At 75.2% G+C, this 24,670-nt stretch carries 26 protein-coding genes, 1 tRNA gene and 1 pseudogene; 5 read left to right on the forward strand and 23 right to left on the reverse strand.

The window, feature by feature from the left end:
* Window positions 1-7 precede the first annotated feature (7 nt).
* From ACYVI6_RS08725 to metG, 9 genes are all read right to left on the reverse strand, one after another.
* Window positions 8-940, reverse strand: coding sequence for a 4-(cytidine 5'-diphospho)-2-C-methyl-D-erythritol kinase (locus ACYVI6_RS08725; protein WP_460445996.1), 933 nt, complete (start codon window positions 938-940; stop codon window positions 8-10).
* Between the two features lie 38 nt (window positions 941-978).
* On the reverse strand, window positions 979-1,878 hold the full coding sequence (gene rsmA, locus ACYVI6_RS08730; protein ID WP_460445997.1) for a 16S rRNA (adenine(1518)-N(6)/adenine(1519)-N(6))-dimethyltransferase RsmA: 900 nt from the start codon (window positions 1,876-1,878) through the stop codon (window positions 979-981).
* The gene (locus ACYVI6_RS08735; RefSeq protein WP_460445998.1) at window positions 1,838-2,917 is read right to left on the reverse strand and encodes a ubiquitin-like domain-containing protein; all 1,080 of its coding nucleotides are present in this window, start codon (window positions 2,915-2,917) and stop codon (window positions 1,838-1,840) included. Before ACYVI6_RS08735 ends, rsmA begins: the two co-directional genes overlap by 41 nt.
* A 308-nt stretch (window positions 2,918-3,225) precedes the next feature.
* Window positions 3,226-3,936, reverse strand: coding sequence for a hypothetical protein (locus ACYVI6_RS08740; RefSeq protein ID WP_460445999.1), 711 nt, complete (start codon window positions 3,934-3,936; stop codon window positions 3,226-3,228).
* Window positions 3,933-4,445 (reverse strand): SigE family RNA polymerase sigma factor, encoded by a 513-nt coding sequence (locus tag ACYVI6_RS08745; protein WP_460446000.1) that lies wholly within the window; start codon window positions 4,443-4,445, stop codon window positions 3,933-3,935. The genes ACYVI6_RS08740 and ACYVI6_RS08745 overlap by 4 nt, the downstream gene beginning before the upstream one ends.
* On the reverse strand, window positions 4,442-5,467 hold the full coding sequence (locus tag ACYVI6_RS08750) for an amidoligase family protein (RefSeq protein WP_460446001.1): 1,026 nt from the start codon (window positions 5,465-5,467) through the stop codon (window positions 4,442-4,444). The genes ACYVI6_RS08745 and ACYVI6_RS08750 overlap by 4 nt, the downstream gene beginning before the upstream one ends.
* A 25-nt stretch (window positions 5,468-5,492) precedes the next feature.
* Window positions 5,493-6,149: a hypothetical protein gene (locus tag ACYVI6_RS08755; RefSeq protein ID WP_460446002.1), complete on the reverse strand. Its 657-nt coding sequence runs from the start codon at window positions 6,147-6,149 to the stop codon at window positions 5,493-5,495.
* A gap of 72 nt (window positions 6,150-6,221) precedes the next feature.
* A complete protein-coding gene (locus ACYVI6_RS08760) occupies window positions 6,222-7,085 on the reverse strand; it encodes a TatD family hydrolase (RefSeq protein ID WP_460446003.1) in 864 nt (287 codons plus the stop codon).
* Window positions 7,082-8,875, reverse strand: a complete 1,794-nt coding sequence (gene metG / locus ACYVI6_RS08765; protein ID WP_460446004.1) for a methionine--tRNA ligase — start codon at window positions 8,873-8,875, stop codon at window positions 7,082-7,084. Before metG ends, ACYVI6_RS08760 begins: the two co-directional genes overlap by 4 nt.
* Window positions 8,876-8,921: 46 nt before the next feature.
* Here metG and ACYVI6_RS08770 point away from each other — a divergent pair, with 46 nt between their 5' ends.
* A complete protein-coding gene (locus ACYVI6_RS08770; protein ID WP_460446005.1) occupies window positions 8,922-9,656 on the forward strand; it encodes a VOC family protein in 735 nt (244 codons plus the stop codon).
* A gap of 4 nt (window positions 9,657-9,660) precedes the next feature.
* On the opposite strand, the gene ACYVI6_RS08775 is transcribed toward ACYVI6_RS08770, so the two are convergent.
* From ACYVI6_RS08775 to ACYVI6_RS08800, 6 genes are all read right to left on the reverse strand, one after another.
* Complete coding sequence (locus ACYVI6_RS08775) at window positions 9,661-10,098, reverse strand: phage tail protein (protein WP_460446006.1); 438 nt, start codon at window positions 10,096-10,098, stop codon at window positions 9,661-9,663.
* Between the two features lie 119 nt (window positions 10,099-10,217).
* Complete coding sequence (locus ACYVI6_RS08780) at window positions 10,218-11,798, reverse strand: Dyp-type peroxidase (RefSeq protein WP_460446007.1); 1,581 nt, start codon at window positions 11,796-11,798, stop codon at window positions 10,218-10,220.
* A gap of 83 nt (window positions 11,799-11,881) precedes the next feature.
* Window positions 11,882-13,057, reverse strand: a complete 1,176-nt coding sequence (locus tag ACYVI6_RS08785; protein WP_460446008.1) for an aminotransferase class I/II-fold pyridoxal phosphate-dependent enzyme — start codon at window positions 13,055-13,057, stop codon at window positions 11,882-11,884.
* A 22-nt stretch (window positions 13,058-13,079) separates the two neighbouring features.
* Entirely contained in the window at window positions 13,080-14,723 is a 1,644-nt protein-coding gene (locus ACYVI6_RS08790; RefSeq protein ID WP_460446009.1) for an alkaline phosphatase D family protein, read from the reverse strand.
* Between the two features lie 94 nt (window positions 14,724-14,817).
* Window positions 14,818-15,648 (reverse strand): 16S rRNA (cytidine(1402)-2'-O)-methyltransferase, encoded by an 831-nt coding sequence (gene rsmI / locus ACYVI6_RS08795; protein ID WP_460446010.1) that lies wholly within the window; start codon window positions 15,646-15,648, stop codon window positions 14,818-14,820.
* Window positions 15,645-16,427, reverse strand: coding sequence for an SDR family NAD(P)-dependent oxidoreductase (locus tag ACYVI6_RS08800; protein WP_460446011.1), 783 nt, complete (start codon window positions 16,425-16,427; stop codon window positions 15,645-15,647). Before ACYVI6_RS08800 ends, rsmI begins: the two co-directional genes overlap by 4 nt.
* 22 nt (window positions 16,428-16,449) lie before the next feature.
* On the opposite strand from ACYVI6_RS08800, the gene ACYVI6_RS08805 reads away from it, so the two are divergent.
* The 3 genes from ACYVI6_RS08805 to ACYVI6_RS08815 are packed head-to-tail and all read left to right on the forward strand — an operon-like array spanning window position 16,450 to window position 18,930.
* Window positions 16,450-18,075 (forward strand): dolichyl-phosphate-mannose--protein mannosyltransferase, encoded by a 1,626-nt coding sequence (locus tag ACYVI6_RS08805; RefSeq protein ID WP_460446012.1) that lies wholly within the window; start codon window positions 16,450-16,452, stop codon window positions 18,073-18,075.
* A gap of 35 nt (window positions 18,076-18,110) precedes the next feature.
* Window positions 18,111-18,257, forward strand: a complete 147-nt coding sequence (locus ACYVI6_RS08810; protein ID WP_284288227.1) for a hypothetical protein — start codon at window positions 18,111-18,113, stop codon at window positions 18,255-18,257.
* A gap of 40 nt (window positions 18,258-18,297) precedes the next feature.
* Entirely contained in the window at window positions 18,298-18,930 is a 633-nt protein-coding gene (locus ACYVI6_RS08815) for an alpha-ketoglutarate-dependent dioxygenase AlkB (protein WP_460446013.1), read from the forward strand.
* Between the two features lie 107 nt (window positions 18,931-19,037).
* Here ACYVI6_RS08815 and ACYVI6_RS08820 read toward each other — a convergent pair whose 3' ends face one another.
* From ACYVI6_RS08820 to ACYVI6_RS08840, 5 genes are all read right to left on the reverse strand, one after another.
* Window positions 19,038-20,351, reverse strand: coding sequence for a helix-turn-helix domain-containing protein (locus ACYVI6_RS08820; RefSeq protein ID WP_460446014.1), 1,314 nt, complete (start codon window positions 20,349-20,351; stop codon window positions 19,038-19,040).
* A gap of 61 nt (window positions 20,352-20,412) precedes the next feature.
* The gene (locus ACYVI6_RS08825) at window positions 20,413-20,541 is read right to left on the reverse strand and encodes a hypothetical protein (protein WP_284288231.1); all 129 of its coding nucleotides are present in this window, start codon (window positions 20,539-20,541) and stop codon (window positions 20,413-20,415) included.
* 324 nt (window positions 20,542-20,865) lie between these two features.
* Window positions 20,866-22,158 (reverse strand): glycoside hydrolase family 15 protein, encoded by a 1,293-nt coding sequence (locus ACYVI6_RS08830; RefSeq protein WP_460446015.1) that lies wholly within the window; start codon window positions 22,156-22,158, stop codon window positions 20,866-20,868.
* Window positions 22,159-22,245: 87 nt separating this feature from the next.
* The gene (locus ACYVI6_RS08835) at window positions 22,246-22,857 is read right to left on the reverse strand and encodes a GNAT family N-acetyltransferase (RefSeq protein WP_460446016.1); all 612 of its coding nucleotides are present in this window, start codon (window positions 22,855-22,857) and stop codon (window positions 22,246-22,248) included.
* Window positions 22,858-22,906: 49 nt separating this feature from the next.
* Window positions 22,907-23,164 carry a hypothetical protein gene (locus ACYVI6_RS08840; protein ID WP_460446017.1) on the reverse strand — a complete coding sequence of 86 codons (258 nt, stop codon included), beginning with the start codon at window positions 23,162-23,164 and terminating at the stop codon, window positions 22,907-22,909.
* A 62-nt stretch (window positions 23,165-23,226) separates the two neighbouring features.
* Between ACYVI6_RS08840 and ACYVI6_RS08845 the strand changes: the two genes are divergently transcribed.
* Window positions 23,227-23,643 carry a hypothetical protein gene (locus tag ACYVI6_RS08845; protein WP_460446018.1) on the forward strand — a complete coding sequence of 139 codons (417 nt, stop codon included), beginning with the start codon at window positions 23,227-23,229 and terminating at the stop codon, window positions 23,641-23,643.
* Between the two features lie 57 nt (window positions 23,644-23,700).
* Here ACYVI6_RS08845 and ACYVI6_RS08850 read toward each other — a convergent pair.
* From ACYVI6_RS08850 to ACYVI6_RS08860, 3 genes and pseudogenes are all read right to left on the reverse strand, one after another.
* Window positions 23,701-23,773 (reverse strand) — tRNA-Ala (locus ACYVI6_RS08850).
* A 28-nt stretch (window positions 23,774-23,801) separates the two neighbouring features.
* Window positions 23,802-24,287, reverse strand: a complete 486-nt coding sequence (locus ACYVI6_RS08855; protein WP_460446019.1) for a TIGR00725 family protein — start codon at window positions 24,285-24,287, stop codon at window positions 23,802-23,804.
* A 4-nt stretch (window positions 24,288-24,291) separates the two neighbouring features.
* Window positions 24,292-24,670 (reverse strand): annotated as a pseudogene (locus ACYVI6_RS08860) (hypothetical protein); the annotation flags it as partial.

Consider the following 24,670-nt stretch of genomic DNA (forward strand, 5'->3'; position numbering starts at 1 on the left):
TTCGTGCTCACGGGATCCTCGGCAGGTCGCCGGTGCGGACGCCGTGCACCGGGCCGTGCGCGCGCCTGACCTGCTCGCAGGCGCCGGACGCCGTGAGCGCCACCGACAGGTCGAGCGCGTGCTCGTGGTCGCGCACCAGGAAGGCGACGGTCGGCCCCGAGCCGCTCACGACGCCGCCGAGGGCGCCGTACTCCTGCCCCAGCTCGACGAGGTCGCCGAGCTCGGGGCGCAGCGACACCGCAGCCCGCTGCAGGTCGTTGCGCAGCGACCGCCCGAGGGCCACCGCGTCGCCGGTGCGCAGGGCCTGCATGACGGCGTCGGCGACGCGCGGCTCGGCCAGCTGGTGGCCGGTGGCGAGCCGGTCGTGCTCGGCGTAGACGGCCGCGGTCGACAGCCCGGTCGCCGACAGCGCCAGCACCCAGTGGTACTGCCCACGGGCCAGCGCCGGCGAGATCTGCTCGCCGCGGCCCTGCCCGATCGCGGTGCCGCCGACCAGGGCGAACGCGACGTCCGACCCGAGCTCGCCGGCCATCTCGTGCAGCTCGGCGCGCGACATCCCGGTGCGCCAGGCCAGATCGCAGGCCACGAGCGCGGCGGCGGCGTCGGCCGAGCCGCCCGCCATGCCGCCCGCCACCGGGATGCCCTTGCGCAGCTCGAGCACGGCACCCTGCTCGACCTCGCCGCGGGTCGCGACCAGGCGGGCGGCACGCAGCGCGAGGTTGGTGTCGTCGGTGGGCACGCCCTCGACGTGCTCGCCCTCGACCAGCAGCTCGAACGACCCGTCGTCGGTCGGGGTCACGGTGAGGTCGTCGTACAGCCCGAGGGCGTGGAAGACGGTGGCCACCGGGTGGTAGCCGTCCGGCCCCACGGGACCCACCGCGAGGTCGAGGTTGATCTTCGCGGGCACGCGCGCCGTCACCGACAGCGAGCGGGTCGTCATGGCTGCACCCTACGGGCGGTCCCGGGCTGTCCGCGCACTCAGGCCGGGCCGGGCAGCTCGGCGGCCAGCCGGGCGAACGCCGTGACGTCGAGCTGCTCGCCGCGCGTGCGGGGGTCGAGACCGGCCGCCAGCAGGGCCCGCTCGGCGTCGGCGGCCGATCCCGCGAGCCCGGCGAGCGCGGCCCGCAGCCCCTTGCGGCGCTGGGCGAACGCGGCGTCGACGACGCGGAACACCTGGCGCCTCGGGACGTCGGACGGCGGGTCGCGGCGCACCAGCCGCACCAGCCCGGAGTCGACGTTCGGCACCGGCCAGAACACCGTGCGCCCCACGGCGCCGGCGCGCGTCACGTCGGCCCACCACGCGGCCTTCACGCTCGGCACGCCGTAGGTGCGCGAGCCGGGCGGCGCGGCCAGCCGGTCGGCGACCTCGGCCTGCACCATCACCAGCCCGGAGCGCAGGCTCGGCAGCAGCTCGAGCAGGTGCAGCAGCACCGGCACCGACACGTTGTACGGCAGGTTCGCGACCAGGGCGGTCGGCGGCGGCCCGGGCAGCTCGCGCACGGCGAGCGCGTCGGCGTGCACCACCTCGAGCCGGCCGGCCAGGTCGGGGCGCCGGGCCGCGACGGTGGCGGGCAGCGCCGACGCCAGCACGTCGTCGATCTCGACCGCGACGACCCGGCGCACGACGGGCAGCAGCGCGAGGGTCAGCGACCCCAGCCCGGGCCCGACCTCGACGACGACGTCGTCCGGGGTGAGCTCGGCGGTGCGCACGATCCGACGCACGGTGTTGGCGTCGGTGACGAAGTTCTGCCCGCGCTGCTTCGTCGGCCGCAGGCCCAGCGCCTCGGCGAGCGCCCGCACGTCACCGCCGCCGAGCAGGCCGTCGGGCCCGCCGGTGTCAGTCGAAGAGATGGCTGCCGCAGCCCCACTGCCCGGCACCGCCGCGCTTGTACAGCGCCTGCGCGCGGGCGGTCTGCTCGGACGCCGAGGCGTTCACCGGGTTGCCGCTGCCGCCGACGCCGGCCCAGGTCGAGAGCGAGAACTGGTACAGCCCGTAGTACCCGGCCGGGTTGACCGCGCGCGGGTTGCCGCCGGACTCGCAGCGGGCCAGCGCCGCCCAGTTCAGGCCACCGCCGCCGCCGCTGGGGATCGCCGTCTTCACCTCGCGGGTGCCGACCTGCTCCACCTGCGCGCGGGCCCTGCGCACCACGACGGTCGCGACCACCTCGCGGTCGGTGCGCTTCCCGTTCGTGTACGTGTCGTCGTAGGTCACCTTCGCGGTGCCGGCACGGCCCTTCGTGACGACCTTCGTGGTGCCCTTGTCCAGCTTCGCGCTCTTGCTGCTGGTCGTGGTGAACGCGACCTTCTTGGTCTTCGAGGAGCGCCGGTGCTCGACCCGGGTGAGCACGATCTTCGTGGCCTCGGTCAGCTTCGTGCTGCGCGGCGTCGAGAGCCGGTCGTCGTCGTCGACGGTGAGCTGCAGCTGGTCGAGCAGCTCGCCGACGGTGGTCGCGTACGTCGTCTGCTCGGTGCGCTCGCCACCGACGCTGAGGTCGACCTGCTTCAGGGTGTCGACGTCGAGGGCCAGGCCCTGCCGACCCAGCGGCATCGAGCGCGACACCGAGAGCCGGGCGCGGTCGGCGCGCAGGTCGAGCTGGGCGATGGCCTCGTCGACCGAGCGCGCCGTCGTCCAGTAGCGGGTGGCGTCGCCGTCGGTGGTGACCGTGAGCGGGCGGCCGTAGCGGACGACGACGGTGCTGTCGTCGGTGACGCGGGAGCCGGGCGCCGGCGACACGATGTCGTGGCCGCCCACCGAGACGTCCTCGCTGGCCAGCACATCGGCGACGGTGCCGCCGAACGCGTGCACCGTGCGGGCCCGGCCGTCGACCACGAGCTCGACCGAGTGGTCGAGACCGGCGAAGGCGGCGGTGCCGCCGACGACGCCGAGCAGGGCGAGGGCCTGGAGGCCGAGGCGCACGGGGCGAGAGAGCACAGGGGTCCTGACGTCGTGCTGCCCGGGCACGGCGGCCCGGGCGCGCGCGCCCGTGCACCGGTCAGGTGCACTCCCCCGAGGAGCGCGGCACCCGGGACGACGACGCCTCGTGCGGTGCAGGAGGCGACGACCGATCCCGGCTGTCCGTCGTCGAGGGTAACGGTGCGGTCACGACCGGGACAAACGGCGAGGTCGCGCCAGGACGGATGCCGACCGACGACCTCGCCCCCGCCCGCGTCCGACGAGCCAGTGCCAACCGTGCTCGCGGACGGCGGGCGGGGGGAGCGCGTGGGTCAGCGAGGCACCGGCACCCCGTCGAGCAGCATCTGGCCGGCCACCGCCTTCGCCGTGTACACGTCCTCGGCCTTCCACAGCTGCGCCAGGCGCACCGCGTCGTCGTAGTCGAACCCGGCGCCGAAGAAGCGGTAGACCGCCTGCGCCACGTAGTTGGTGGGCTGGCGCGACGACCGGTGGCCGGGCTCGATCGGGAGCGACCCGCCGTCGAGCAGGCGCCGCCCGGCCACCGCCTTGGCCAGCCCGGCGTCCGGCGCGCCCCAGAGCCGAGCGAGCTCCTGCGCATCGCCCAGGTCGTAGCCCCCGCCCGAGAAGGCCGCGCGCTCGGCGGGCGGTGCGACCGAGAGCGGCGTCGCCCCCTCCGTCGTCGATGGCGAGGTGACGGTCGCACCCGACGTGCCGCGCCTGGTCACGGTGCTGGTGGGCGACGTGCTGGGCGTCGCCGTCGACCCGGTGGCGGCCGGTGCCGTGGCGGTGGTGGGGGTCGTGGTGGCGGCGACCACCGGGTGCGACCCGACCGCGCCGTGCAGCACCGCGCTGCCGGCGACGATGCCGCCGACCGCGAGCGCCGCGCCACCGGCGGCGACCGCCTGCCGCGCCCGGTGCCGACGCGCGATGCGACCCGTGATGCGGTCGTGCACGGCGCCGCTGTCGGGGGCGCGGCCGGCCAGCGCGTCGAACGCCGCGCGCAGCTCGTCGTCGGGACTCACAGGACCTCCTGGGCGTGCAGGGCGTGCCGGCGCAGCGCGGCGAGGGCACGTGATGCGTTGGACCTGACGGTGACGGGGCTGGTGCCGAGCACCTGGGCGATCTCGGTGTCGTCGAGCCCCTCGAAGAATCGGAGCACCAGCACGGCGCGCTGCCGGCGGGGCAGCTGCTCGAGCCGGCGCAGCACGTCGTCGCGGTCCGAGACCCGTTGCGAGGCATCGGGTTCGGCCGACGCCCGGGCGTGCAGGACGTCGTCGTGCACCGGGACGATCGTGCGGACGTGCCAGCGCCGCCGCCACGACAGGTGCTGGTTGACGACCATGCGACGGACGTACAGGTCGGGGCGGTCGGTGGCCGCGATGTGCCGCCACCGGCTGTGCGCCTTCACCATCGCGTCCTGGACGACGTCGGCGGCGAGCTCGGGGTCGCCGGCCACCGCGGTCGCGAACCGCAGCAGGGCCGGCAGCTCGGCGCGCGCGAAGGCGTCGAAGTCGAGCGGGACGTCGTTCACTCGTCGCCGTCCAGCAGGTGCTCGACGGCGACGCCGGCGGACGGCGGCGGCACCGGCCGCTCCGACTCGCAGCGCCGCAGCAGCCCCTCGACGAGCTCGGCCCGCGCGACGACGTCCGCCCCCTCGATGGAGCCGGGCAGCACCCGCACCTCGACGGTGTCGCGCAGCGGTCGCTCGGCCACCAGCTGGGTGAGGTTGACGTCGGCGAACTTCACCAACCCCACCTCGCGGGCGGCCGCCTGCAGCTGCTCCCACGAGTCCCAGCGCTGCTCGACCAGCGCCACCGCCGTCTCCGGCAGCGGCGCGAGCCGGACGCACCCGGGGTTCGTGCCGAGCAGCTGCCGCAGCTGCGGGCGCCACCAGGCGAACAGCCGCACCAGGTTCGTGAACGCGTGCACCTGCCGGAACGGGCCGCCGTCGACGTGCAGGTGCACGGCCGCCTCGACCGGCACCGTGAAGCCGAGCGCCCGGGCCGGCGCCAGCAGCGACTCCAGCACCGCGAGGTGGTCGCGCTCGATCGGCGGCGTGACGATCTCGCACGGCCGCTCGCGGCCGGGCGGCAGCGGCGCGGCCAGCGCCACGGTCGACCCGGTCTCGTCGCCGACCCTGCCGAACGGCCCGAACCGCTCGACCGTCGTGCCGAACAGCTCCGCCACCGGCTCGAGCACCGCCCCCGGCGCGGCACCCGGGTCGGCGTGCAGCGCGACGAGGCGCAGCAGCCGCTGGTCGTCCGACAGCAGCCGGTACCAGCCCTCTCGGCGCGGGCCGGTCGGCGGCACCGCGATGGTGATGTCGTCGACGAGGGTCGCCACCGGCAGGCCCTCGGCGTCGTGCACGGCGAACCCCGGCGTCAGGTGCAGGAACGACCCCATCCCCGGCACCAGCGACGGCTCGCTGTCGGCGTGGAACACCGGCCGGACGCCGCCGCCGCACCGGCTCGCGAGCGCAGCGGCCAGCACCGCCCGGTCGGTCCCGGGCGGTGCCAGCAGCTCCAGCTCGAAGCCGGTGCGGCGAAGCGTCATACGACGTCCTGTCGGCGCTGTGCGATCAGGGCTTGACCGGCAGCGTCTGGTGCGCGAGCAGCTTCTTGCCCGCCTTGAGCTTCGCACCGTAGACGTCCTCGGTGTGCCACAGCTTCCGCAGCTTCACCGCGTCGTCGTAGTCGTACCCGGCCCGGAAGAAGGCGTCGATCTGACGGTCGGTCTTCGGGAGCAGCTTGGCGCCCTCGCCCGGCTCGATCGGCAGCTTCTTGCCCGCCGCCAGCTTGGCGCCGGCGGTCTGCTTGGCCTGGAAGTAGTCCTGGTGCCACAGCTCCGCCAGGAGCGAGGCGTCGTTCTCGTCGTAGCCCGCGCCCCAGTAGGCGTCGTAGGCGGCCTGGTCGACGTCGTCCGCCGGAAGCGGGGTCTTGGACGGCGTGGTGCCGCGCCGGCCCGAGGTCGAGGTGGCCGACGTGGCCGCCTTCTTCGCCTCGGTGCGCCGGGTCTGCCCGGCCTCGCGGGTCCTGCGGGTCGACTCGGCGGGCTGCGCGGCCGGCTGAGCGGCCGAGTGCGTGGTCCGGGGGGTGCGGCCGTCGGCGTCCGAGCCGTCGTGGCCACCGGCGGCGAAGGCGGCCGCGCCGCCCGCCAGCGTGATGCCACCCGCCAGCACCCCTGCGGTGATCGCCCGGCTGCGTCGTCGTGCGGCTCGTGCCTGCTGCTCGCTCATCCCTGCTCCTTCGAGAGTCGGTGTGTGTCCCTGCCCTCTCAAGACGCCGCTCGGCGCGGGGGTGTTGCACTCCTACCAGGATCCGTACAGCCGATCGGCCGTGTCGGCGAGCTGCGTGCACAGGGTGGGGACGTCGACGGCGAGCGTCTGCGCCATCGCCCGCACGGTCAGCGGCACCAGGTAGCTGGCGTTGACCCGGCCGCGGTGCGGCGCCGGCGTCAGGTACGGCGCGTCGGTCTCGACCTGCAGCTGGTCGAGCGGCGTCACGGCGAGGGCGTCGCGCAGCGGCTGGGCGTTCTTGAACGTCACGGTGCCGGCGAACGAGAGCACGTAGCCGGCGTCGACGCAGCGCCGGGCCATGACGGCGTCGCCGCTGAAGCAGTGGAAGACCGTGCGCGGCGGGGCACCCTCCTCCTCCAGCACCCGCAGCACGTCGTCGTGGGCGTCGCGGTCGTGGATCTGCAGGGTCAGGTCGAGCCGCTTCGCCAGGTCGATGTGCGCCCGGAACGACGCCTCCTGGGCGGCCACGCCGTCCGGCCCGGTGCGGAAGAAGTCCAGCCCGGTCTCCCCCACCACGCGGACGCGCGGGTGCGCCGCGAGGGCCTCGATCTCGGCCAGCGCCTCGTCGAGCTGCCCGAGCGCCGCCAGCCGCGGCGCCTCGTTGGGGTGCAGGGCGACCCCGCCGAGCAGCTGCGGGTGCGCTTCGACCAGCTCGATGGTCTGGCGGGCGCCGGGCAGGTCGCAGCCGATCTGCACCGCGCGCGGCACGTTGACCGCGGCGGCCCGCTCGAGCAGGTCGGTGACCGACGGCTCGCCCTCGGCCTCCGCACCGCGCGCCGACCCCGGGATGTCGAGGTGCGTGTGGTCGTCGACGACGGGCAGCGGCAGCGGGTCGGGCGACGGCGGGCGGGTGCCGCGCTCCGAGCCGCCGCTCACTGCGCGCGCTCGGCCAGCCGAGCCAGCTCGTCGTCGACCACGGCGGTGTCGAGCTTGGTGAACACGGGCACCGGCGGGCCGACCGGCGTGCCGGCGACGACCGGCGTCGACTCCCACCGCGGCAGCGTCGAGTAGTCGCCGGTCAGGATCGGGTACCCGGGGCCGCCGTCGAGGTCGTCGACCTCGCGCACCTGCGGCATCGGCGACACCTCGCCGGTGCCGCCGAAGACCTCGTGCACCGCCTGCGCGCTGAACGGCAGGAACGGCGACAGCAGCAGCCGGCAGTCGCTGATCGCCTGCACCGCGCAGTGCAGCACGGTCGCCATCCGGTCGCGGTCGTCCTTCAGCTTCCACGGCGCCTGGTCGGACAGGTAGGTGTTGACCGCCGACACCACCCGCATCGCCTCGGCCAGCGCCTGCTTCTGCCGGTGCTGCTCGATCAGGCCGCCGACGGTCGCGAACGCCGTCGTGCCGGTCAGCTCGAGCAGGCCGCGGTCGGCGTCGGTCAGCTCGCCCGCGGCCGGGATCTCGCCGAAGTTCTTGTGCACCAGGTTCGCCGTGCGGTTCACCAGGTTGCCCCAGCCGGCGACCAGCTCGTCGTTGGTGCGGCGCACGAACTCGGCCCAGGTGAAGTCGGTGTCCTGGTTCTCCGGCCCGGCGGCCGACAGGAAGTAGCGCAGCGCATCCGGCTGGTAGCGCTCGAGCACGTCGCGCACCGTGATGACCACGCCGCGGCTCGACGAGAACTTCCTGCTCTCCATCGTCAGGTACTCGCTGCTCACCACCTCGGTCGGCAGCTCGAGCCGGCCGTAGACGCCGGGCTCCCCGCCGCGGTCGCCCTCGCCGTCGTAGCCCAGCAGCTCGGCCGGCCAGATCTGGGCGTGGAAGGTGATGTTGTCCTTGCCCATGAAGTAGTACGACAGCGCCGCCGGGTCGTTCCACCAGGCGCGCCACGCCTCGGGGTCACCCGTGCGCCGGGCCCACTCGATCGACGCCGACAGGTACCCGACGACCGCGTCGAACCAGACGTAGAGCCGCTTGGTGGGCTGGTCCTCCCAGCCCGGCACCGGGATGCCCCAGTCGAGGTCGCGGGTCATCGCGCGCGGGCGCAGGTCGTCGACCAGGTTCTGGGTAAACCGGATGACGTTCGGCCGCCAGGTGCCGGTGGCCTCGCGGCCCTGCAGGTACCGGCGCAGCGCGTCGGCGAGCGCCGGCAGGTCGAGGAAGAAGTGCTGGGTCTCGACGAACTCGGGCGTCTCGCCGTTGATCCGGCTGCGCGGGTCGATCAGGTCGGTCGGGTCGAGCTGGTTGCCGCAGTTGTCGCACTGGTCGCCGCGCGCCCCGTCGTACCCGCAGATCGGGCAGGTGCCCTCGATGAACCGGTCGGGCAGGGTGCGTCCGGTCGACGGCGAGATGGCGCCGCGGGTCGTCTGCTCGACCATGTAGCCGTTGCGCTGCACCCCGCGGAACAGCTCCTGCACCACCGCGTAGTGGTTGCGGGTCGTCGTCCGGGTGAACAGGTCGTAGCTCAGGCCGAGCGCGGCGAGGTCCTCGACGATCACCCGGTTGTAGCGGTCGGCGAGCTCGCGCGCGGTGACGCCCTCGGCGTCCGCCTGCACCAGGATCGGCGTGCCGTGCTCGTCGGTGCCGCTGACCATGAGCACGTCGTGGCCGGCCATCCGCATGTAGCGGCTGAACACGTCGGAGGGGACGCCGAAGCCGGCGACGTGACCGATGTGGCGCGGGCCGTTGGCGTAGGGCCAGGCGACCGCGGACAGCACGTGACTCATGCGCCGATCGTAGTGAGCCCCGGCCACCGCGTTTACGCTGCCCGCCATGGCGACCCGCATGGAAGGCCTCGTGCTGCAGACGCTCGACCGAGATGGCCAGGCGCGGTTCTGGCTCGACGCCCTGGGCTACCGGGTGACGTACCAGGACGACGACGAGATCGACCTCGGCCCGCAGGAGGGCGAGCCCGGCATCGAGATCTGCCTGGTGGTCGACCCCGGCGTCGGACCGAAGACGCGGCAGAACCGGCTGCACCTCGACCTCACCTCGCGCTCGGCCGAGCACCAGGCCGAGCTCGTCGACCGGTTGCTGGCCGCGGGCGCCTCGCACGCGGACGTCGGGCAGGGCGACGTGCCCTGGGTGGTGCTGCGCGACCCCGAGGGCAACGAGCTCTGCGTGCTCGAGCCGCGCGAGGAGCTGCTGGCGAACGGTCCGGTCGGCACCGTGGTGCACCCTGCGCTCGACCCCGAGGTCGAGGCGGCCTTCTGGCACGCGGCGTCCGGCTGGCAGCGGGTCGAGGGCCGTGAGTTCCCGACCCTGCGGTCCCCGGACGGCGGCCCCTGCCTCGAGTTCCTGCCCACCGACGAGCCGCCCGAGGGTCCGCGGCCCCGCCTGCACCTCGACGTCCGCCCGCTGCCCGGCGACCCGCAGGCCGGCGAGGTCGAGCGGCTCGTGACGCTGGAGGCGCAGCCGGTCGACATCGGTCAGGGCGACGTGCAGTGGGTGGTCATGACCGATCCCGAGGGCAACGCGTTCTGCGTGCTGCGCACCCCCGACGCCTGACGCGCTACCCCAGCTCGACGCCGTCGCACACGACGGTGAGCACCTCGACCGGCCGGCCCGCCGGGTCGGTGCCGATCGCGAGGCGGCTGGGCCAGGCGCGGTGCAGCACGACCCGGCGCAGCTGCGCGCCGTCCGGTGCGAGCACCACCACCGCGGCCTGGCGGCGCACCGGGGGCACCGAGCCGTCGGCCGCCAGCTCGGCGGCGACCCAGTCCTGGAACCCGCGGTCGGTCGTGAGGCCGCGGGTCAGCGTGACGTCACCCGCCTCCCACCGACCGGGCAGCCGTCGGGGCGGTCCGGGGTCGCCGCCCTCGCGCAGCTCGATCGTCTGCCGGGCCACCGACAGCCACTCGACCCGCTCGGCGCGCCCGACGGCCACGCCGTCGAGCTCCAGCACGAAGGTCGCGGCGGCTGGGGTCGGGTCCTGCGGGGTCGTCGTCATCACGTGCCTCCTCGGATCTGCCGCTCGGACGCGTCCCGCCGCGCGGGCAGAGGTCCCCCGTGGCCGCCCCTGCTCGGCCCGGCGTCGACGTCTGCCCGCGCTCGGGGACGGCGGCTGGGTCAGCCGACCTCGAGCGGCAGGCCCTGGGCGAGCGCCCGCACGGTCGGCAGCGACGGCGTGAACGTGTAGAGGGCGCCCTGCGTGTGCACGAACTGCGCGAAGTGCAGGGTGTGCGGGGTGCCGCCGGCGCGCACGGTCACGTCGCTCTCGTGCCCGATGACGACGTCGGTGCCGGTGCCCGGGTCGGGGAACCCGCCGAAGTTGATCCACCGCTGCTGCAGGAACACGAACTGGCCGTCGAGGTCGGACTGGTAGCACTGGAACACCAGGCCGCGGCTCGAGTCGACGCCGCCGCCGCGCCCGCCGGTGGGCTGGAACGGCTGCCCGAACGGGATGCCGCGCCGCATGATCCGCCGGCGCTTCGTCTCCTCCTCGGTCGTGGCGATGGCGGCCGTCTCGGCACCGCTGCGCGGGTACACCTTGCGGATGTGCGCGCAGGCCGGCGTCCGGTCACCAGCGGTGTCCGACGCGAAGTCGAAGTCGTTGTCGCGCGCGGGGTCCTGCGCGCTGCGGTTGTCGATGAGCGGCGCGTGGTCGGTCGGGGTGCCGCTGCGCCAGCGGCCCACCAGCCGGGCGGCGAGCGAGTCGGCGCTGCCGATGCCGTTCACCGGGTCGTGCCTCGCGGCGTCCGGCAGCGTCTCGAACTGCTCCTCGACGCCCGACCAGAACCCGGGCACGTCCTGCGCCAGGCGACGGGTGACGAGGAAGCTGCCGTCGAACATCCAGGACGGCACCGGCACCGTGTGCGCGTCGTCGTCCATCGGGTAGCCGCAGACGAACGTGCCGGCGGCGACCAGGTCGGTGCCGAGGCTGCCCTCGACCTGCCCCGGGTCGGCGGGGTCGGGGTGGTCGAAGCCGATGACGCCGGGCTGCGAGATGCCGTCCTTGAAGCCGAAGTGCTCGTGGCCGGCGGCCGCCCCGGGCAGCGTCTCGCCCTCCTGCTCGAACACCACCGTCAGGCCGTGCGCGGCCGCGAGGGCGCGCTGGTGCGCCACCTCGAGGTCGAGGTCGACCGGGCGGTCGGCCGCCACGGTGACCAGGGCGTGCGCCGTGGTGTCGGTGCGGCCGAACAGCCAGTGCTCCGGGGCGCTGCGGCCCGCGTCGCCGACGGCGGCGCACATCTGCGGCGTGCCCGCGCCGTCGAGGAAGGCCTTCAGGCCGCGGTGCAGGTCGTGGTGCGCGGCCAGGTCGGTGACCGCGCCCGGCGCGAGGTCGGTGAGACCGGCGCTGGTGAACGACACGTTGGTCCACACCGCGGTCAGGTCGGGGTCGGTGCCGGTCAGGTGCCGGGCGGCGCTGAACCGCTCGTTGAACGCCGTGACCGCGGCGGACGTCGCGAGCCGCGGCGTCAGCTCGGTCAGCCACGCGCGGCCGGCGGCGGCGTCCGGCCAGCGCAGCACGAGCAGCAGCTGGTGGTCCTTGTTGAAGCCGGCGAGCACGTTGCCCTGGATGTTCTCGTCGGTGCGCAGCGCCGTGCCGGTCGGCGCCGGGCGGGTCTGCGCCCACCGGTGCGGTCGTGGTCGGCGCCTGGCGGCCCGGCCGTCCGGCGGGGCCTGCGTCGGGGTCTGCGTGGCGGTCATCGGCGAGCCTCCTGCCCTCGGCCGGCGCGCTGCTGCGCCGGCCCCTGCTGCTGAGGAGGGCGGGGGCGGCGCGCTGATACCGCTCAGTGCAGCCGGGTGAGGCCCTTGCGCAGCTGCCGGGCGGCCTGCGCGATGCGCTGCTCGTTCTCGATGAGGGCGAACCGCACGTACCCGTCGCCCTGTGCACCGAAGCCGACGCCGGGCGACAGCGCGACGTCGCACTCGGTGATCACGTGGCGAGCGAACTCGATGGAACCCATGTCGGAGTAGGGCTCTGGGATCGGCGCCCAGGCGAACATGGTGCCCTTCGGCCGCGGCACCGCCCAGCCCGCGCGGTCGAGCCCGTCGCAGAGCGCGTCGCGGCGGCGCTGGTAGACCTCGTTCACCTCGAGCGGGTACCCCTGCGCCTCGTCGAGCGTGACGGTCGCGGCGATCTGGATCGGCTGGAAGGTGCCGTAGTCGAGGTAGCTCTTCAGCTTGGCCAGCGCGCCCACCACCTCGCGGTTGCCGACGAGGAACGCCACCCGCCAGCCGGCCATGGAGAACGACTTGGTCATCGAGTAGAGCTCGACGGCGACCTCGCGGCCACCCTCGCACTGCAGGATCGAGGGCGGCGTCCAGCCGTCGAACGCGGTCTCGGCGTACGCGAAGTCGTGCACCAGCACCACGTCGCGCTCGCGCGCCCAGTCGACCAGCCGCTGCAGGTCGGCGAGCTCGACGGTGGCCGTGGTCGGGTTGTGCGGGAACGACAGCACGACGACGCGCGGCTTCGGCCAGCCGTACTCCCACGCCTCCATCACGTTCTCGACGAAGTCCTGGCCCGGCCCCACCCCGACCTGCCGGGCGTCGGCGCCGGCGAAGTACGGCCCCCAGATGTGGATCGGGTACGACGGCGACGGCACGAGCGCCGCGTCGCCGGGCTGCAGCAGCACCCACATGAGGTGGCTGAAGCCCTCCTTGGCGCCGATCGTGCTGATCACCTCGGTGTCGGGGTCGAGGTCGACGCCGAACCGCCGGGCGTAGAGCGACGCCACCGCCTGCCGCAGCTTCGGGATGCCGCGCGACGACGAGTACCGGTGGTTGCGGCTGTTGTGCGCGGCCTCGGCCAGCTTCTCGACGGCGATCTCCGGCGAGGGGATGTCGGGGTTGCCGAACCCGAGGTCGATGACGTCGCGCCCGGCCCGCCGCGCCTCGACCTTCAGCCCGTCGATGATCGTGAAGACGTACGGCGGCAGGCCCGGGATGCGTCGGAACTCCATCACCGCAGGCTAGTGCGTGCCGTCAGTTCACCACCGGGGCGCGGCAGTCCTGCAGCTTCAGCGGGCCCGCGGGACCGACGGGCGGCCGGCGGTGGTGCACGGCCACCCGCCGGTACGACTCGACGTGCACGCCCGGCCGGTCGCGCTCGACCACCAGGTGCGCGGAGTCCTCGACGCGGCCGTCGCGGGTGACGACCGTGGTCGCCGCTCGCAGCGTCGCCCGCAGGACGTCGGGCCCGACGTCGACCCGCAGGTAGCCGCGCTGGTTGTCGAGGAACCGCCAGTGCGGGCTCTCGCGCTGGATCGGCCGGTAGAAGTCGAGGAACCGGTCGACGTCGGGGTCGCCGCTCGACGAGATCGACGTGGCGACCAGCTCGCTGCCGACGACCGGGCTGCGCTCGTCGTCGAAGTCGGGGCGCAGGTCGCAGCCCCAGGTCGCGTGCCAGTCGCCGCTCAGCACCACGAAGCCGTCGACCCCCGCGCGGCCGACCGTCTCCAGCAGCCGGCGGCGCTGCACCCGCGCGCCGTCCCAGGTGTCGAGGTCGTAGTTCTCGGCGCGGCCGACCAGCCGGTCGGTCTGCGCCAGCATCGTCTGGTTGCCCAGCAGCTGCCAGCGCCGGTCGCCGGCCGTGACGCCGCGCAGCGCCCAGGCCTCCTGCGCGTCACCGGTCATCGTCGGACCGGGGCGCGCGGCCGCACGCAGCGTGTGCGGCTGGTCGCTGCGGTACTGCCTGGTGTCGAGCACGGTGAGCCGCAGCAGGTCGCCGAGCTCGAGCCGCCGGTGGTAGCGCTCACGACGCCGCCCGCTCGGCACGCCGCGCGCCGGCACGTGCTCGGCGTACGCCCGCATCGCGGCGTCCCGGCGGCGGCGGAAGGCGGCGGGCGACTGGCCGTCGGGGTCCTTCGGCACGCCGCCGGCCCAGTTGTCGTCGACCTCGTGGTCGTCGGGCGTCATGACGAACGGGTGCGCGGCGTGCGCCGCCTGCAGCTGCCCGTCGCTGCGGTACTGGCCGTGTCGCACCCGGTACTCGGCCAGCGTGCGCGGCTCGCGCGCGCCGCTGTGCGGGCGCACGTACCCGTGGTGCTTCACCGACTCGTAGACGGCGTCGCCCAGGAACAGCACGAGGTCGACGTCCTCCCGCGCCGCGGCCGCCCACGCCGTGTAGTAGCCGTCCTGGCGGTTCTGGCAGGAGGCGACCACCAACGACGCGGCGGCCAGCGGCGCGCCGGGCGGCGGCGCGGTGCGGGTGCGGCCGACCCGGCTCAGCTGCCGCCCGGCCGAGAACCGGTACCAGTAGTGCCGCGCCGGCTGCAGGCCCTGCACGTCGACGTGCACAGCGTGCGCGTGCCGGGGCGAGGCGGTCGCGGTACCCGACCGCACCACCTGACGGAACCGCCGGTCGCTCGCCACCTGCCACCCGACGCGGACGTCGCGCGCCGGCATCCCGCCGTCCGGTTCGAGCGGGCTGGGCGCGAGCCGGGTCCAGATGACCACCGCGTCGGGCAGCGGGTCGCCGCTCGCGACGCCGAGCGCGAAGACGCCGTCCGGCAGCGGCTGCTCGCGCACGGTCGGCGCCGTCGCCGCCCAGGGCGGCACGACGAGCGGGGTGCCGGCGACGACGCCACCGGCGAGGGCGAACAGGCTGCGGCGCGTGGGATCGGGCACCCGCCCAGCCCACCGGGTACGACCCGACGGGCGAGCGGGTTCGGCGTGACGCCCGCCTGAACCCGCGGCGACGTCTGCGCCGGTTCGCGGCGGTTCATCCCCTGGACGCCAGCACCGCCTCGTACAGCTCGCGCTTGTGCACGCCCGCGTCACCCGCGACCTCCGACACGGCCTCCTTCAGCCGCATCCCGGTGTCGCACAGCGCCTGCACGGCCGCGACGAGGGACGCCGGGTCGACGTCGGACTCGCCGGCGCCGGCCACCACGACGGTCACCTCGCCGCGCACCTCGCCGGACGCCCACTCGAGCACCTCGTGCAGCGGTCCGCGCACCACCTGCTCGTACGTCTTGGTGAGCTCGCGGCAGACGGCGACCTCGCGGTCTTCGCCGAACGCCTCGGCCATCGCGGCGAGGGTCGCCGCGAGCCGGTGCGGCGCCTCGAAGAACACCGTCGTGCGCCGCTCGCCGGCGAGGGCGGCGAGCGCCCGCGCGCGCTCCCCCGCCTTGCGCGGCAGGAAGCCCTCGAAGCAGAACCGGTCGACGGGCAGGCCGCTCACCGCGAGCGCCGTGAGGACGGCGCTCGGCCCGGGCACGGCGCTCACCCGCACGCCGGCGCCGACGGCCGCGACGACCAGCCGGTACCCGGGGTCGCTCACCGACGGCATGCCGGCGTCGGTGACCACCACGACGGTGGCGCCGCCGACCAGCAGCTCGAGCAGCTCCGGCGTCCGCCGCGACTCGTTGTGCTCGTGGTAGCTCAGCACGCGGCCGGTCGGCTGCACGCCGAGGGCCGAGGTGAGCCGCGACAGCCGCCGGGTGTCCTCGGCCGCGACGACGTCCGACTCGGTGAGGGCGCGCACGAGGCGCGGCGACGCGTCCTGCGGGTCGCCGATCGGGGTGCCGGCGAGCAGCAGCAGCCCGGTCACGAGAAGCGGCGGGCGCTGGCGCGGTGCTGGCCGCCGTCGACGACCACGTCGGTGCCGGTGACCCACGACGCGCGCTCGCTCAGCAGGAACGCGACGACGTCGGCGACCTCGTCGGCCCGACCGAGGCGGCCCCAGGGGAACTCGCCCTGCTCGAACGCCTCGAACGCGGCCGGGTCGGTGCGGCGCAGGTGGTCCCAGCCGCCGCCGTCGAACAGGATGCTGCCGGGGCTCACCGAGTTGACGCGCACGCCGGACGACGCGAGCTCGTCGCCGAGCACCGCGGCCAGGTGGATCTCGGCGGCCTTGGCGACGGCGTACGTCGTGCGCGGGGCGACCCGCGAGCCGGTGACGCTCGCGACGACCACGGCCGAGCCGCCACCGGCCGCGACCAGGTGCGGGTGCGCCGCGCGGATCAGGGTCGCGGCGTGCCCGGCGTTCAGTTCGAAGGTGGCGGCGAAGTCGCCGGGCGCGCTGTCGAGCAGGTTGCCGCCGACCGTGCCGCCCGCGTTCGCGACGACGTGCTGCAGCCCGCCCAGGCTCGCCGCCAGCTCGTCGACGGCCAGGGCGAGCGCCTCGTGGTCGGTGACGTCGACCGCCCGGGTCAGCACGGTCGTGCCGTGCCGCCCGACCTGCTCGGCGGCGGCCGCCAGCCCGTCGGCCCCGCGCGCGACGAGCCCGACGTGCACGCCCTCCTCGGCCAGCCGGTCGGCGATCGCCAGGCCGAGGCCCCGGCTCGCCCCGGTCACCACGGCTCGGGCACCGCTCAGCCTCAGGTCCATGCGGCGAGCCTACGATGTGGCCGTGCCAGCCACCGCCCTCGCCGAGCCGGCACCCGCCACCCCGGCCGCGGCGTCCGAGCGGTGGACCCGGCACCTGGTCGGACGTCGTCCGTCGGCGACGCTGTGGGGCTGGCTGGCGCCGCTGATCGTCACGGCGGTCGGCGGGTTCCTGCGGTTCTGGCACCTGGGCCGCCCGCACCAGCTGGTGTTCGACGAGACGTACTACGTGAAGCAGGGCTCCTCGTTCCTCGACCACGGCTTCGAGCGGTCGGTCGCGCCGAGCCTGGGCACGACGGCCGACCAGCGGTTCACCTCCGGCACGACGAACGTGTGGGGCACCGCGGCCGACTTCGTCGTGCACCCGCCGGTGGGCAAGTGGATGATCGCGCTCGGCGAGCTGCTGTTCGGGCAGACCAGCTCGTTCGGCTGGCGGTTCGCGTCGGCGGTCTGCGGCACCCTGTCGATCCTGATGATCGCCCGCATCGGGCGGCGGCTCTTCGGGTCGACGCTGCTGGGCTGCACCGCGGCGCTGCTGCTGGCCTTCGACGGCCACCACTTCGTGCACAGCCGCACCGGGCTGCTCGACCTGTTCGTCATGTTCTGGGCGCTCGCCGCGTTCGGTGCGCTGCTGATCGACCGCGACCGCACCCGGCTGCGGCTCGCCCGGCACCTGGCCGACGGCGAGCCGGAGCGGCTGCGGCGCCGGGTGCCCAGCGCGCGGCTGCCCGGGTTCGGGCCCTGGCTGGGACTGCGACCGTGGCGGTTCGTGGCGGCGGTCTGCCTCGGGCTGTGCGCCGGCACCAAGTGGTCGGGCCTGTTCTTCCTCGCCGTCTTCGGGCTGATGACCGTGCTGTGGGACCTCGGTGCGCGACGGGCCGTCGGCGTCCGCCGGTGGGTGGTCGGCGGGCTGCTGAAGGACGGGCTGCCGGCGTTCCTCGTGATGGTGCCGACGGCCGTCGCGGTGTACCTCGCCTCGTGGACCGGGTGGTTCGCGACGAGGGGCGGGTGGGACCGGCAGTGGGGGGCGCAGCACCCGAGCGAGCGGTTCGGGTTCGTGCCCGACGCGCTGCGCAGCCTGTGGCACTACCACCAGGAGATGTACCACTTCCACGTCACGCTGCACTCGCCGCACCCGTACAAGACGAACCCGTGGTCGTGGCTGATCCAGGGCCGCCCGACGTCGTTCTTCTACGAGTCGCCGAAGAAGGGCCAGGACGGCTGCACGGTCGCGCAGTGCTCGAAGGCCATCACCTCGATCGGCACGCCGACGCTGTGGTGGGCCGGCGCGCTGGCGCTGATCGTGCTGGTCGTCGTGTGGGCCGGACGCCGCGACTGGCGGGCCGGGGCGATCCTGGCCGGGATGGTGGCCGGCTACCTGCCGTGGTTCCAGTACCAGCAGCGGACGATCTACAGCTTCTACGCGATCGCGTTCCTGCCGTTCATGGTGCTGGGCGTGGTCTACGTGCTGGGCATGGTGCTCGGTCCACCGACCGCGACCGGACGGCGGCGGGTGGTCGGCGCGGTGCTGTGCGGCTCGTTCGTGCTCTCGTGCGTGCTGCTGTTCTTCTTCTTCTACCCGCTCTACACCGCGCAGGTCATCCCGTACACGCAGTGGGCGGCCCGCATGTGGTTCCCCAGCTGGATCTAGCGCGGCCCCCCGCCCCGCGTCGTACGGTCGAGGGCATGACGATGCCGCCGATCGACCCGCCCACCGAGCCGTCGCCCTTCCCCGAGCCGGCCGTGCCCACCGAGCCGGGCCCGCTGCCCGGCTCGCCGGTGCCCGACCCCTCGACGCCGCAGCCGCCCGACCCGACGCCCGCGCCGGCCTGAGGCTCGAACACCTGTTCGACCCGGTGGTACGCTCGCGGGCGTGACCGCTCAGGGTGGGCTGCAGGGCTCGCTGCTCGACGTCGGCGACGAGGTGACCGTCGGCGGCCTCGACGGCCTGCGTCGCATCGAGCTGGGCCGCGGCGCGTGGGTCGACCTGCTGCCCGGCTGGGTGCAGGGGTCGACGGCGCTGTTCGACGCGCTGGCGGCCGACGTCCCGTGGCACGACGAGCGGCGCCGCATGTACGACGCCGTGGTCGAGGTGCCGCGCCTGCTGTGCCACTACGGCGAGGGCGCCGCGCTGCCGCACCCGGCGCTGGTCGGCGCACGCGACGCCCTGAGCCGCCGCTACGCGGCCGAGCTGGGCGAGCCCTTCACGACCGCCGGCCTGTGCCTCTACCGCGACGGTCGCGACAGCGTCGCGTGGCACGGCGACACGATCGGCCGCGGGTCGACGCACGACACCATGGTCGCGATCGTGTCGGTCGGGTCGGCCCGCACGCTGGCGCTGCGACCACGCGGCGGCGGCGAGGGGCACCGGCTGCCGCTCGGCCACGGCGACCTGGTGGTGATGGGCGGCTCGTGCCAGCGCACCTGGGAGCACGCGATCCCGAAGACCGCTCGCGCCGTCGGACCGCGCATCAGCGTCCAGTTCCGGCCGCGCGGCGTGCGCTAGGAGGTGGACGCCCCCGGGGTCTCACAGGGGCATGGAGCTCCCGGGGACGTCCGAGCGGGACTGTAGCAGTCCAGGTTGTGCGGGCAACCTGTTCCGGAAGGCAAACCTCAGACGGACGACGTGCGCAGCGCCGCGGGCAGGGTGCTGCTGCGCAGGCCCGCCTCGTCGAGCGCGTGCCCGTACGCGGCGGCCGCCGCCTTCGCGTCGCCGGACGCGACGAGCCGGTCGCCCAGCTCGCGCCAGACCCGGGCCGCGGCCCGGTTCGACTGCATCATCGAGAGCATGTCGGCGGCCCGCCGGTAGGCCGCGCGCCCGGTTCGTCGGTCGTCCCGGGCGAACGCGACGTCGCCGCTCAGCACGAGGGCGCGCGCCGTCTCCATGCGCGGGGCGTCGCCGAGCAGCTGCAGCGACTCCTCGACGCTGGCCGCCGCGGTCTCGACGTCGCCGAGCTGCAGCTGCGCCACGCCGCGCATCCGGGCCAGCCCGGCCTGCTCCAGCTGCGACCCGGCGAGCGACTCCTGCGCGCGGTCGAGCTCGCGCAGCGCGGCCCCGGCGTCCGGCTCGTCGCCCTCGAGCAGCACCGATGCCAGGTGCATCCGCAGCCGCGGCAGGTCGCGCAGACCGCCCTCGTCGCCCAGCAGCGCCAGCGCGCGCTCGGCCAGCCCCACGGCGTCGTCGACCCGGCCGCGCTCGTGGGCCGCCAGCGAGGCGTTCCAGTACAGGGCACCCTGGCCGCTGCGGCTGCCGTGCTCGGCCGCGACGTCGAGCAGCTCGCGCGCCAGCTGCTGGGCGTAGAACAGGTCGCCGCGCTCGATGTGCACCCACACCAGCGTCGCGCCCAGGCGCAGCCACTCGTCGGTGCCGGCCAGGCCCGCGTCGGCCAACCGCTGCAGCGACTGCGCCCCCACCTCGGAGGCACGCAGCAGGTCACCGGCCTCGAGGTAGGCGCCGGTCAGGGCGTTCGCGGCGGCGGCCCCGGCGATCAGCGACCCGGCGTCGAGGGTGTCGCGGGCGAGCGGCTCGAGCAGCGCGATCGCGGCCTCGAGGTCGCCCAGCCGCTCGTGCGCCTCCGCCATCGCGAGCACGACGTCGGCCGCCAGCGCGGGATCGAGCCCGTCGGGGGCGATCTCGCCCAGCCTGGCCAGCGCCTCGGCCGCTTCGCCGTTGCCGATGGCCAGTCGCGCGAACGACAGCTCGAGGCGGGCGTGCGCCACCTGCTCGCCGTCCTCGCCGGTGCGCAGGAAGTGCACGCTGCTGCCGAGCCGCTCGGCGATCACCCGCAGCACGTCGTCGGTGGGCTCGCGCCTGCCGGACTCGATGAGCGACACGTAGCTGGGTGACATGTCGTCGCCGGCGAGGGCGGTCTGACTCAGGCCCCGCTCGCGGCGCAGCTGCTGCACACGCACACCGAGGTCGCTCACCCGTGGATGGTAGCCGAGCGCCGAACCCCTCCGCGGGCGCCACCGACCACCCCGCACGCGCCTACTTGCAGCAGCCGTACCCGTTGGTGCCGACGGGCGGCGGGTCGTCCGCGAGGGCCGCAGGTGCGGCGCCGACGGCGACCGCCGCGGCGGCGAGGACGGCGGCGAGGGCGGGGGCGAGACGGCGCACGGCGACTCCTGTGACAGCAGTAATGACTGGTGTCACAGACCGTAGGAGCGCGAGCCGCCCCCAGAAGGCGCGCCACGCCAGGACAGTCATAGATATTTGTGACCGGCATGACTGGCGAGAGGTTAGGGTGCTGCTGCCGCACGACGAGCGCGGCACGCACCGGGGTGGTCGCGTGACCGGCACCGATCGAGCCGACGGCGCAGGGGGCCGACCGGCTCGTTCGGTGCCGCCGGCGCGGCCCCGCGCAGCGGCGTCACGACGTCGTGCCGACTGAGCTGTGACTCGTCGGTCCTGGCCGGGTCACGGCCGGCGCAGCGGGTCGGGTCAGTGCAGGGCGTCGACGGCGAGCACGGTCATGGCCGCCGTCCAGGCCAGCGGCGCCGGGCCGGCCGGCGCGCCGTCGGCGAGCACCTTCTCGGGCAGCGCGCCGACGGTGGTGCGGTGCCGGTCGAGCCAGCGCAGCAGCTGCTCGGCCCCGGTGCGGTCGCCGTTCGCCGCGGCCGTCCACGCGGCGAGCGCGGTCTGCGGCGTCCAGCTCACGCCGTCGCGCCTCCAGCCCTCGCCCGGTGCCAGGCCGCCGGCCGGACGCCGCGAGCCGCGCACGGCGGCCCGCCACGACGAGCGGACCTCGCGCGAGGCGCCGGTCGTGAAGGGCGGCATGAGGAACGCGACGGCGGCGTCGCGCTCGCTGCCGCCGAGGTACCGCGAGTAGCCGGTGGGCCCGAACCAGCGGCGGATGCTGCCCTCGAGCTCGGCGGCCCGCGCCGACAGCACACCGGCGAGCGCGCGGTCGCCGAGCCGCTCCTGCAGCCGCGCCGCCGCCCGCAGGCCGACGGCGAGCGGCGCCGCGGTGCCGAGGCTGACCCGCGTGGTCGGCACCTCCCAGTAGTCCGGGGAGGGGTCGGGCAGGGCGCCGGCGCCGCCCGTGAGGGTCAGCGCCGCGCGGCTGGTGCGGTCGACGAGCGGCCGCAGCTGCGCGAGCAGCGCAGCGCGCTCGGCGTGCGGGGCGCGGGCCACCACGTCGTCCGCAGCCCACAGCACCCAGCCGGTGCCGTCGGCCTGCACGCCGCGCGCGTCCGGGGGCCCGCCGCCGTCCGGCCGGTAGCGGGCCTGCAGCACCCCCGTGTCGAGGCGCTGCACGAAGCCCAGCACGTCGGCCGCGTCGCGCCAGTGCCCGGTGCGCGCGTAGGCGACGGCGGTGAACGACGCGTCGCGCGGCCAGACGTAGCGCCAGTGCGCCGGCCAGCCCGCGACCACCGCACCGTCGTCGGCGGTCAGGGTGTGCAGGTCGAGCAGGGCGTCGCGCACCATGCCGGCGTACGGCCCGTCCGCGCCCGGCAGCCGCCCGGCGGCCAGCCACGACCGCTGCGCAGCGGCCAGCTCGGCGGCCGCCGGGTCGAGGCCCACGGCACCGTCGTCGGTGTCGGTCGGCGTGGGGCGCAGGACGCGGGTGCCCGGCAGGTAGGTCGGCTCGCTGCCGGCGGGCAGCGACCGCACCCGGCCGGCGGCGTCGACGCCAACGCCGGCCGTCAGCAGCGGCAGGGTCGCGTCGGCCGAGCGGCCGGCCACGGCGCTGGTGCCGCCGCCGAGCACGACGACGCCGACGAGCGCAGCCACCGCGGTGAGCGGCCGCCGCGCGGAACGCCCTCGGCCCCTCGACACGCTCGCGAACCTAGCAGCGCGGCGGCCGGCGCCGTAGGGGCTTCACCCGACCGGGCCTCCCGCGGCCGGCGCCACGACCCGGCGGACGACGCAGTGCTTGGTGCCCTTCCGCCGCAGGTAGGTGAACCCGTGCTGCTCGAAGAGGCTGCGGGTGACGCTGTAGAGGTGCGACGCGGTGAGCCGCTCCTCAGAGGTCACCTGCGGATAGGCCTCGACGACCCCGCCACCCGACTGCGCGATCAGCTCGACGGCCCCGTCGAGCGCGCGGCCCGCCACACCCTGCCGCCGGTACCGGCGGTCGACGAAGAAGCAGGTGATGCGGACGTCGGGCGGGTCGGTCGTCGTCCGCTCGATCTCCTTGCGGTGGTTGATGTTCGGCAGCTCGGCCGGCGACCCGTACTGGCACCACCCGACCGCCCCCTCGCCGTCGAACACCACTGCCCCGTGCGCCCGCCCCTCCTCGACCAGCCGCTGCTTGAGCGCCCGGTTGGCGTCGTACGTGCGCTCCTTCTCGTGCGACATCGTGTGGAACCAGGTGTCCCAGCACCCGCCCCACACCCCGTTGTGCCGCTCGGCCAGCGCCGCGAACGCCGGCCACGTCCGCGTCGACAGCGCCCGCACCTCGAGCCGCCCGGCGTCCACCTCGGTGGTCATGGCGGTGAGGGTACGACCGTTCGCGGACGCTCGGCGTCCGCGACGTCGATCAGGCGCTGAGCGGCTCGCGGGTCCACTCGCTGTCGAGGTCCAGCCCGCTGCGCTCGAACAGCTGGGTCACGGGGCAGCGGCACTCGGTCTCGGACCGCGGACGCTCGAACTGCTCGTCGTCCGCGCCGGCCTGCGCGACGCCCTGGCCCCCTGCGTGCACGACGAACGGGACGGTGGTCAGCACGTGGACGCCGCGCCCGAAGGTCGGTGACTTGCGAACCACCGGACGGAAACCTGGACGCTTGGTCTTCGGCATCACTTTGATGATGACACCGGCCTCCGCCGGATCCGATCACCAACACCGAACAGGGGTTCCACATGCGCTTCACCCGTCGTGCCGCTCTCGTCGTCACCGCCGTCACCACGCTCGCCGCCGCCGGCGGTGCGTCCGCGGCCGTCGCGCTCGCCGCCGCCCCGGCTGCCTCCGGAGGCGGTGGCCTCCAGCAGTCGCAGGCCCAGCTGGCCCACGACAAGGCCGCCTCGCAGCGCCTGACCGTCACGCAGCCGAGCCTGACGGGCACGGGCGTCGCCATCGCGCCCGGCGCCACCGGCTCGAACTCCGTGGCGTGCCCGGCGGGCAGCCTGCTCACCGGCGGCGGCCACTCGACGTCGGGCTACGACATCATCACCACGGACTCGTTCTTCTCCGGCAACACCTGGACCGTGATCGGCAAGAACACCGGCACGACCAGCCAGACCCTGCGGGCCGTGGCCCGCTGCACCAGCGGCGCCTGACCCGCACCGACAGACGACGAAGGGCCGTCCCGCAGCTGCGGGACGGCCCTTCCGGGGTGGAGCTGAGGGGACTCGAACCCCTGACCCCCTCGTTGCGAACGAGGTGCGCTACCAGCTGCGCCACAGCCCCTTGGAACGCCGATCAGCGTAGCAGCCGGTCAGGCGAGGTCGTGACCGGGCGGGCGGTCACCGAGCAGGGTGCGGACGGCGTCCGCGGCGGTGTCCGCGCGGGGTGGCCCGACCGGCCGGCCGTCGGCGTCGAGCACCTGCCAGCCACCGACCTGCACGACCGGCGTGCCCGAGCGCACCGCGAGCGCGACCTCGCTGAGCGTGCCCCACGAACCGCCCACGGCGACCACGCCGTCGGCGCCGCGCACCAGCACCCCGTTGCGCAGCTCGCCGAGGCCGGTCGGCAGGGTGAGCGTGCTGTGCGGGTTGGCGCCGCGGCGGTCGCTGCCGGGCAGCAACCCCACCGAGGTGCCACCGGCCCGCGCCGCACCGCGCGCCGCGGCCTCCATCACGCCGCCGAGGCCGCCGGTCAGCACCACGGTGCCGCGCTCGGCCAGCAGCCGCCCGACGTCGTGCGCGACGACCAGGTCGCCGTCCGCCGCGTCGCCGGGACCGACCACGGCGACGTACCGCACGGCGTCAGCTGCCGGAGGCGATGCGGCGATCGAGGATCTCGTCCAGGTCGAACACCGGGGCCTCGACCGGCTCGGCGAGGTCGACGGGGTCGACCGGGTCGGACGTCGCGGCCGCCGGCGCGGGACGGCGCACGACCGGCTTGGGGGCCGGGGCCTTCGGCTTCAGCGTGTAGGTGGGGGGCGGCACGGGCACCGGCTGCCAGCCGCCGTCCGCCTCGTCGTCGCTCCGGTCGGCGGCCTCGGCGGTCGGGACGACCTCCCCCGGCACGGTCGCCGCGGCCGCGCTCGACGCCTCGGCCTGCCGCACACGGTGCACGGCCGCTCCCTCCACCACCGCGCGGCTGGCGGCGCGCCGGGCCTGGCCGGCCGATCGGCGCTCGAGG

This window comes from Angustibacter aerolatus (assembly GCF_054776675.1).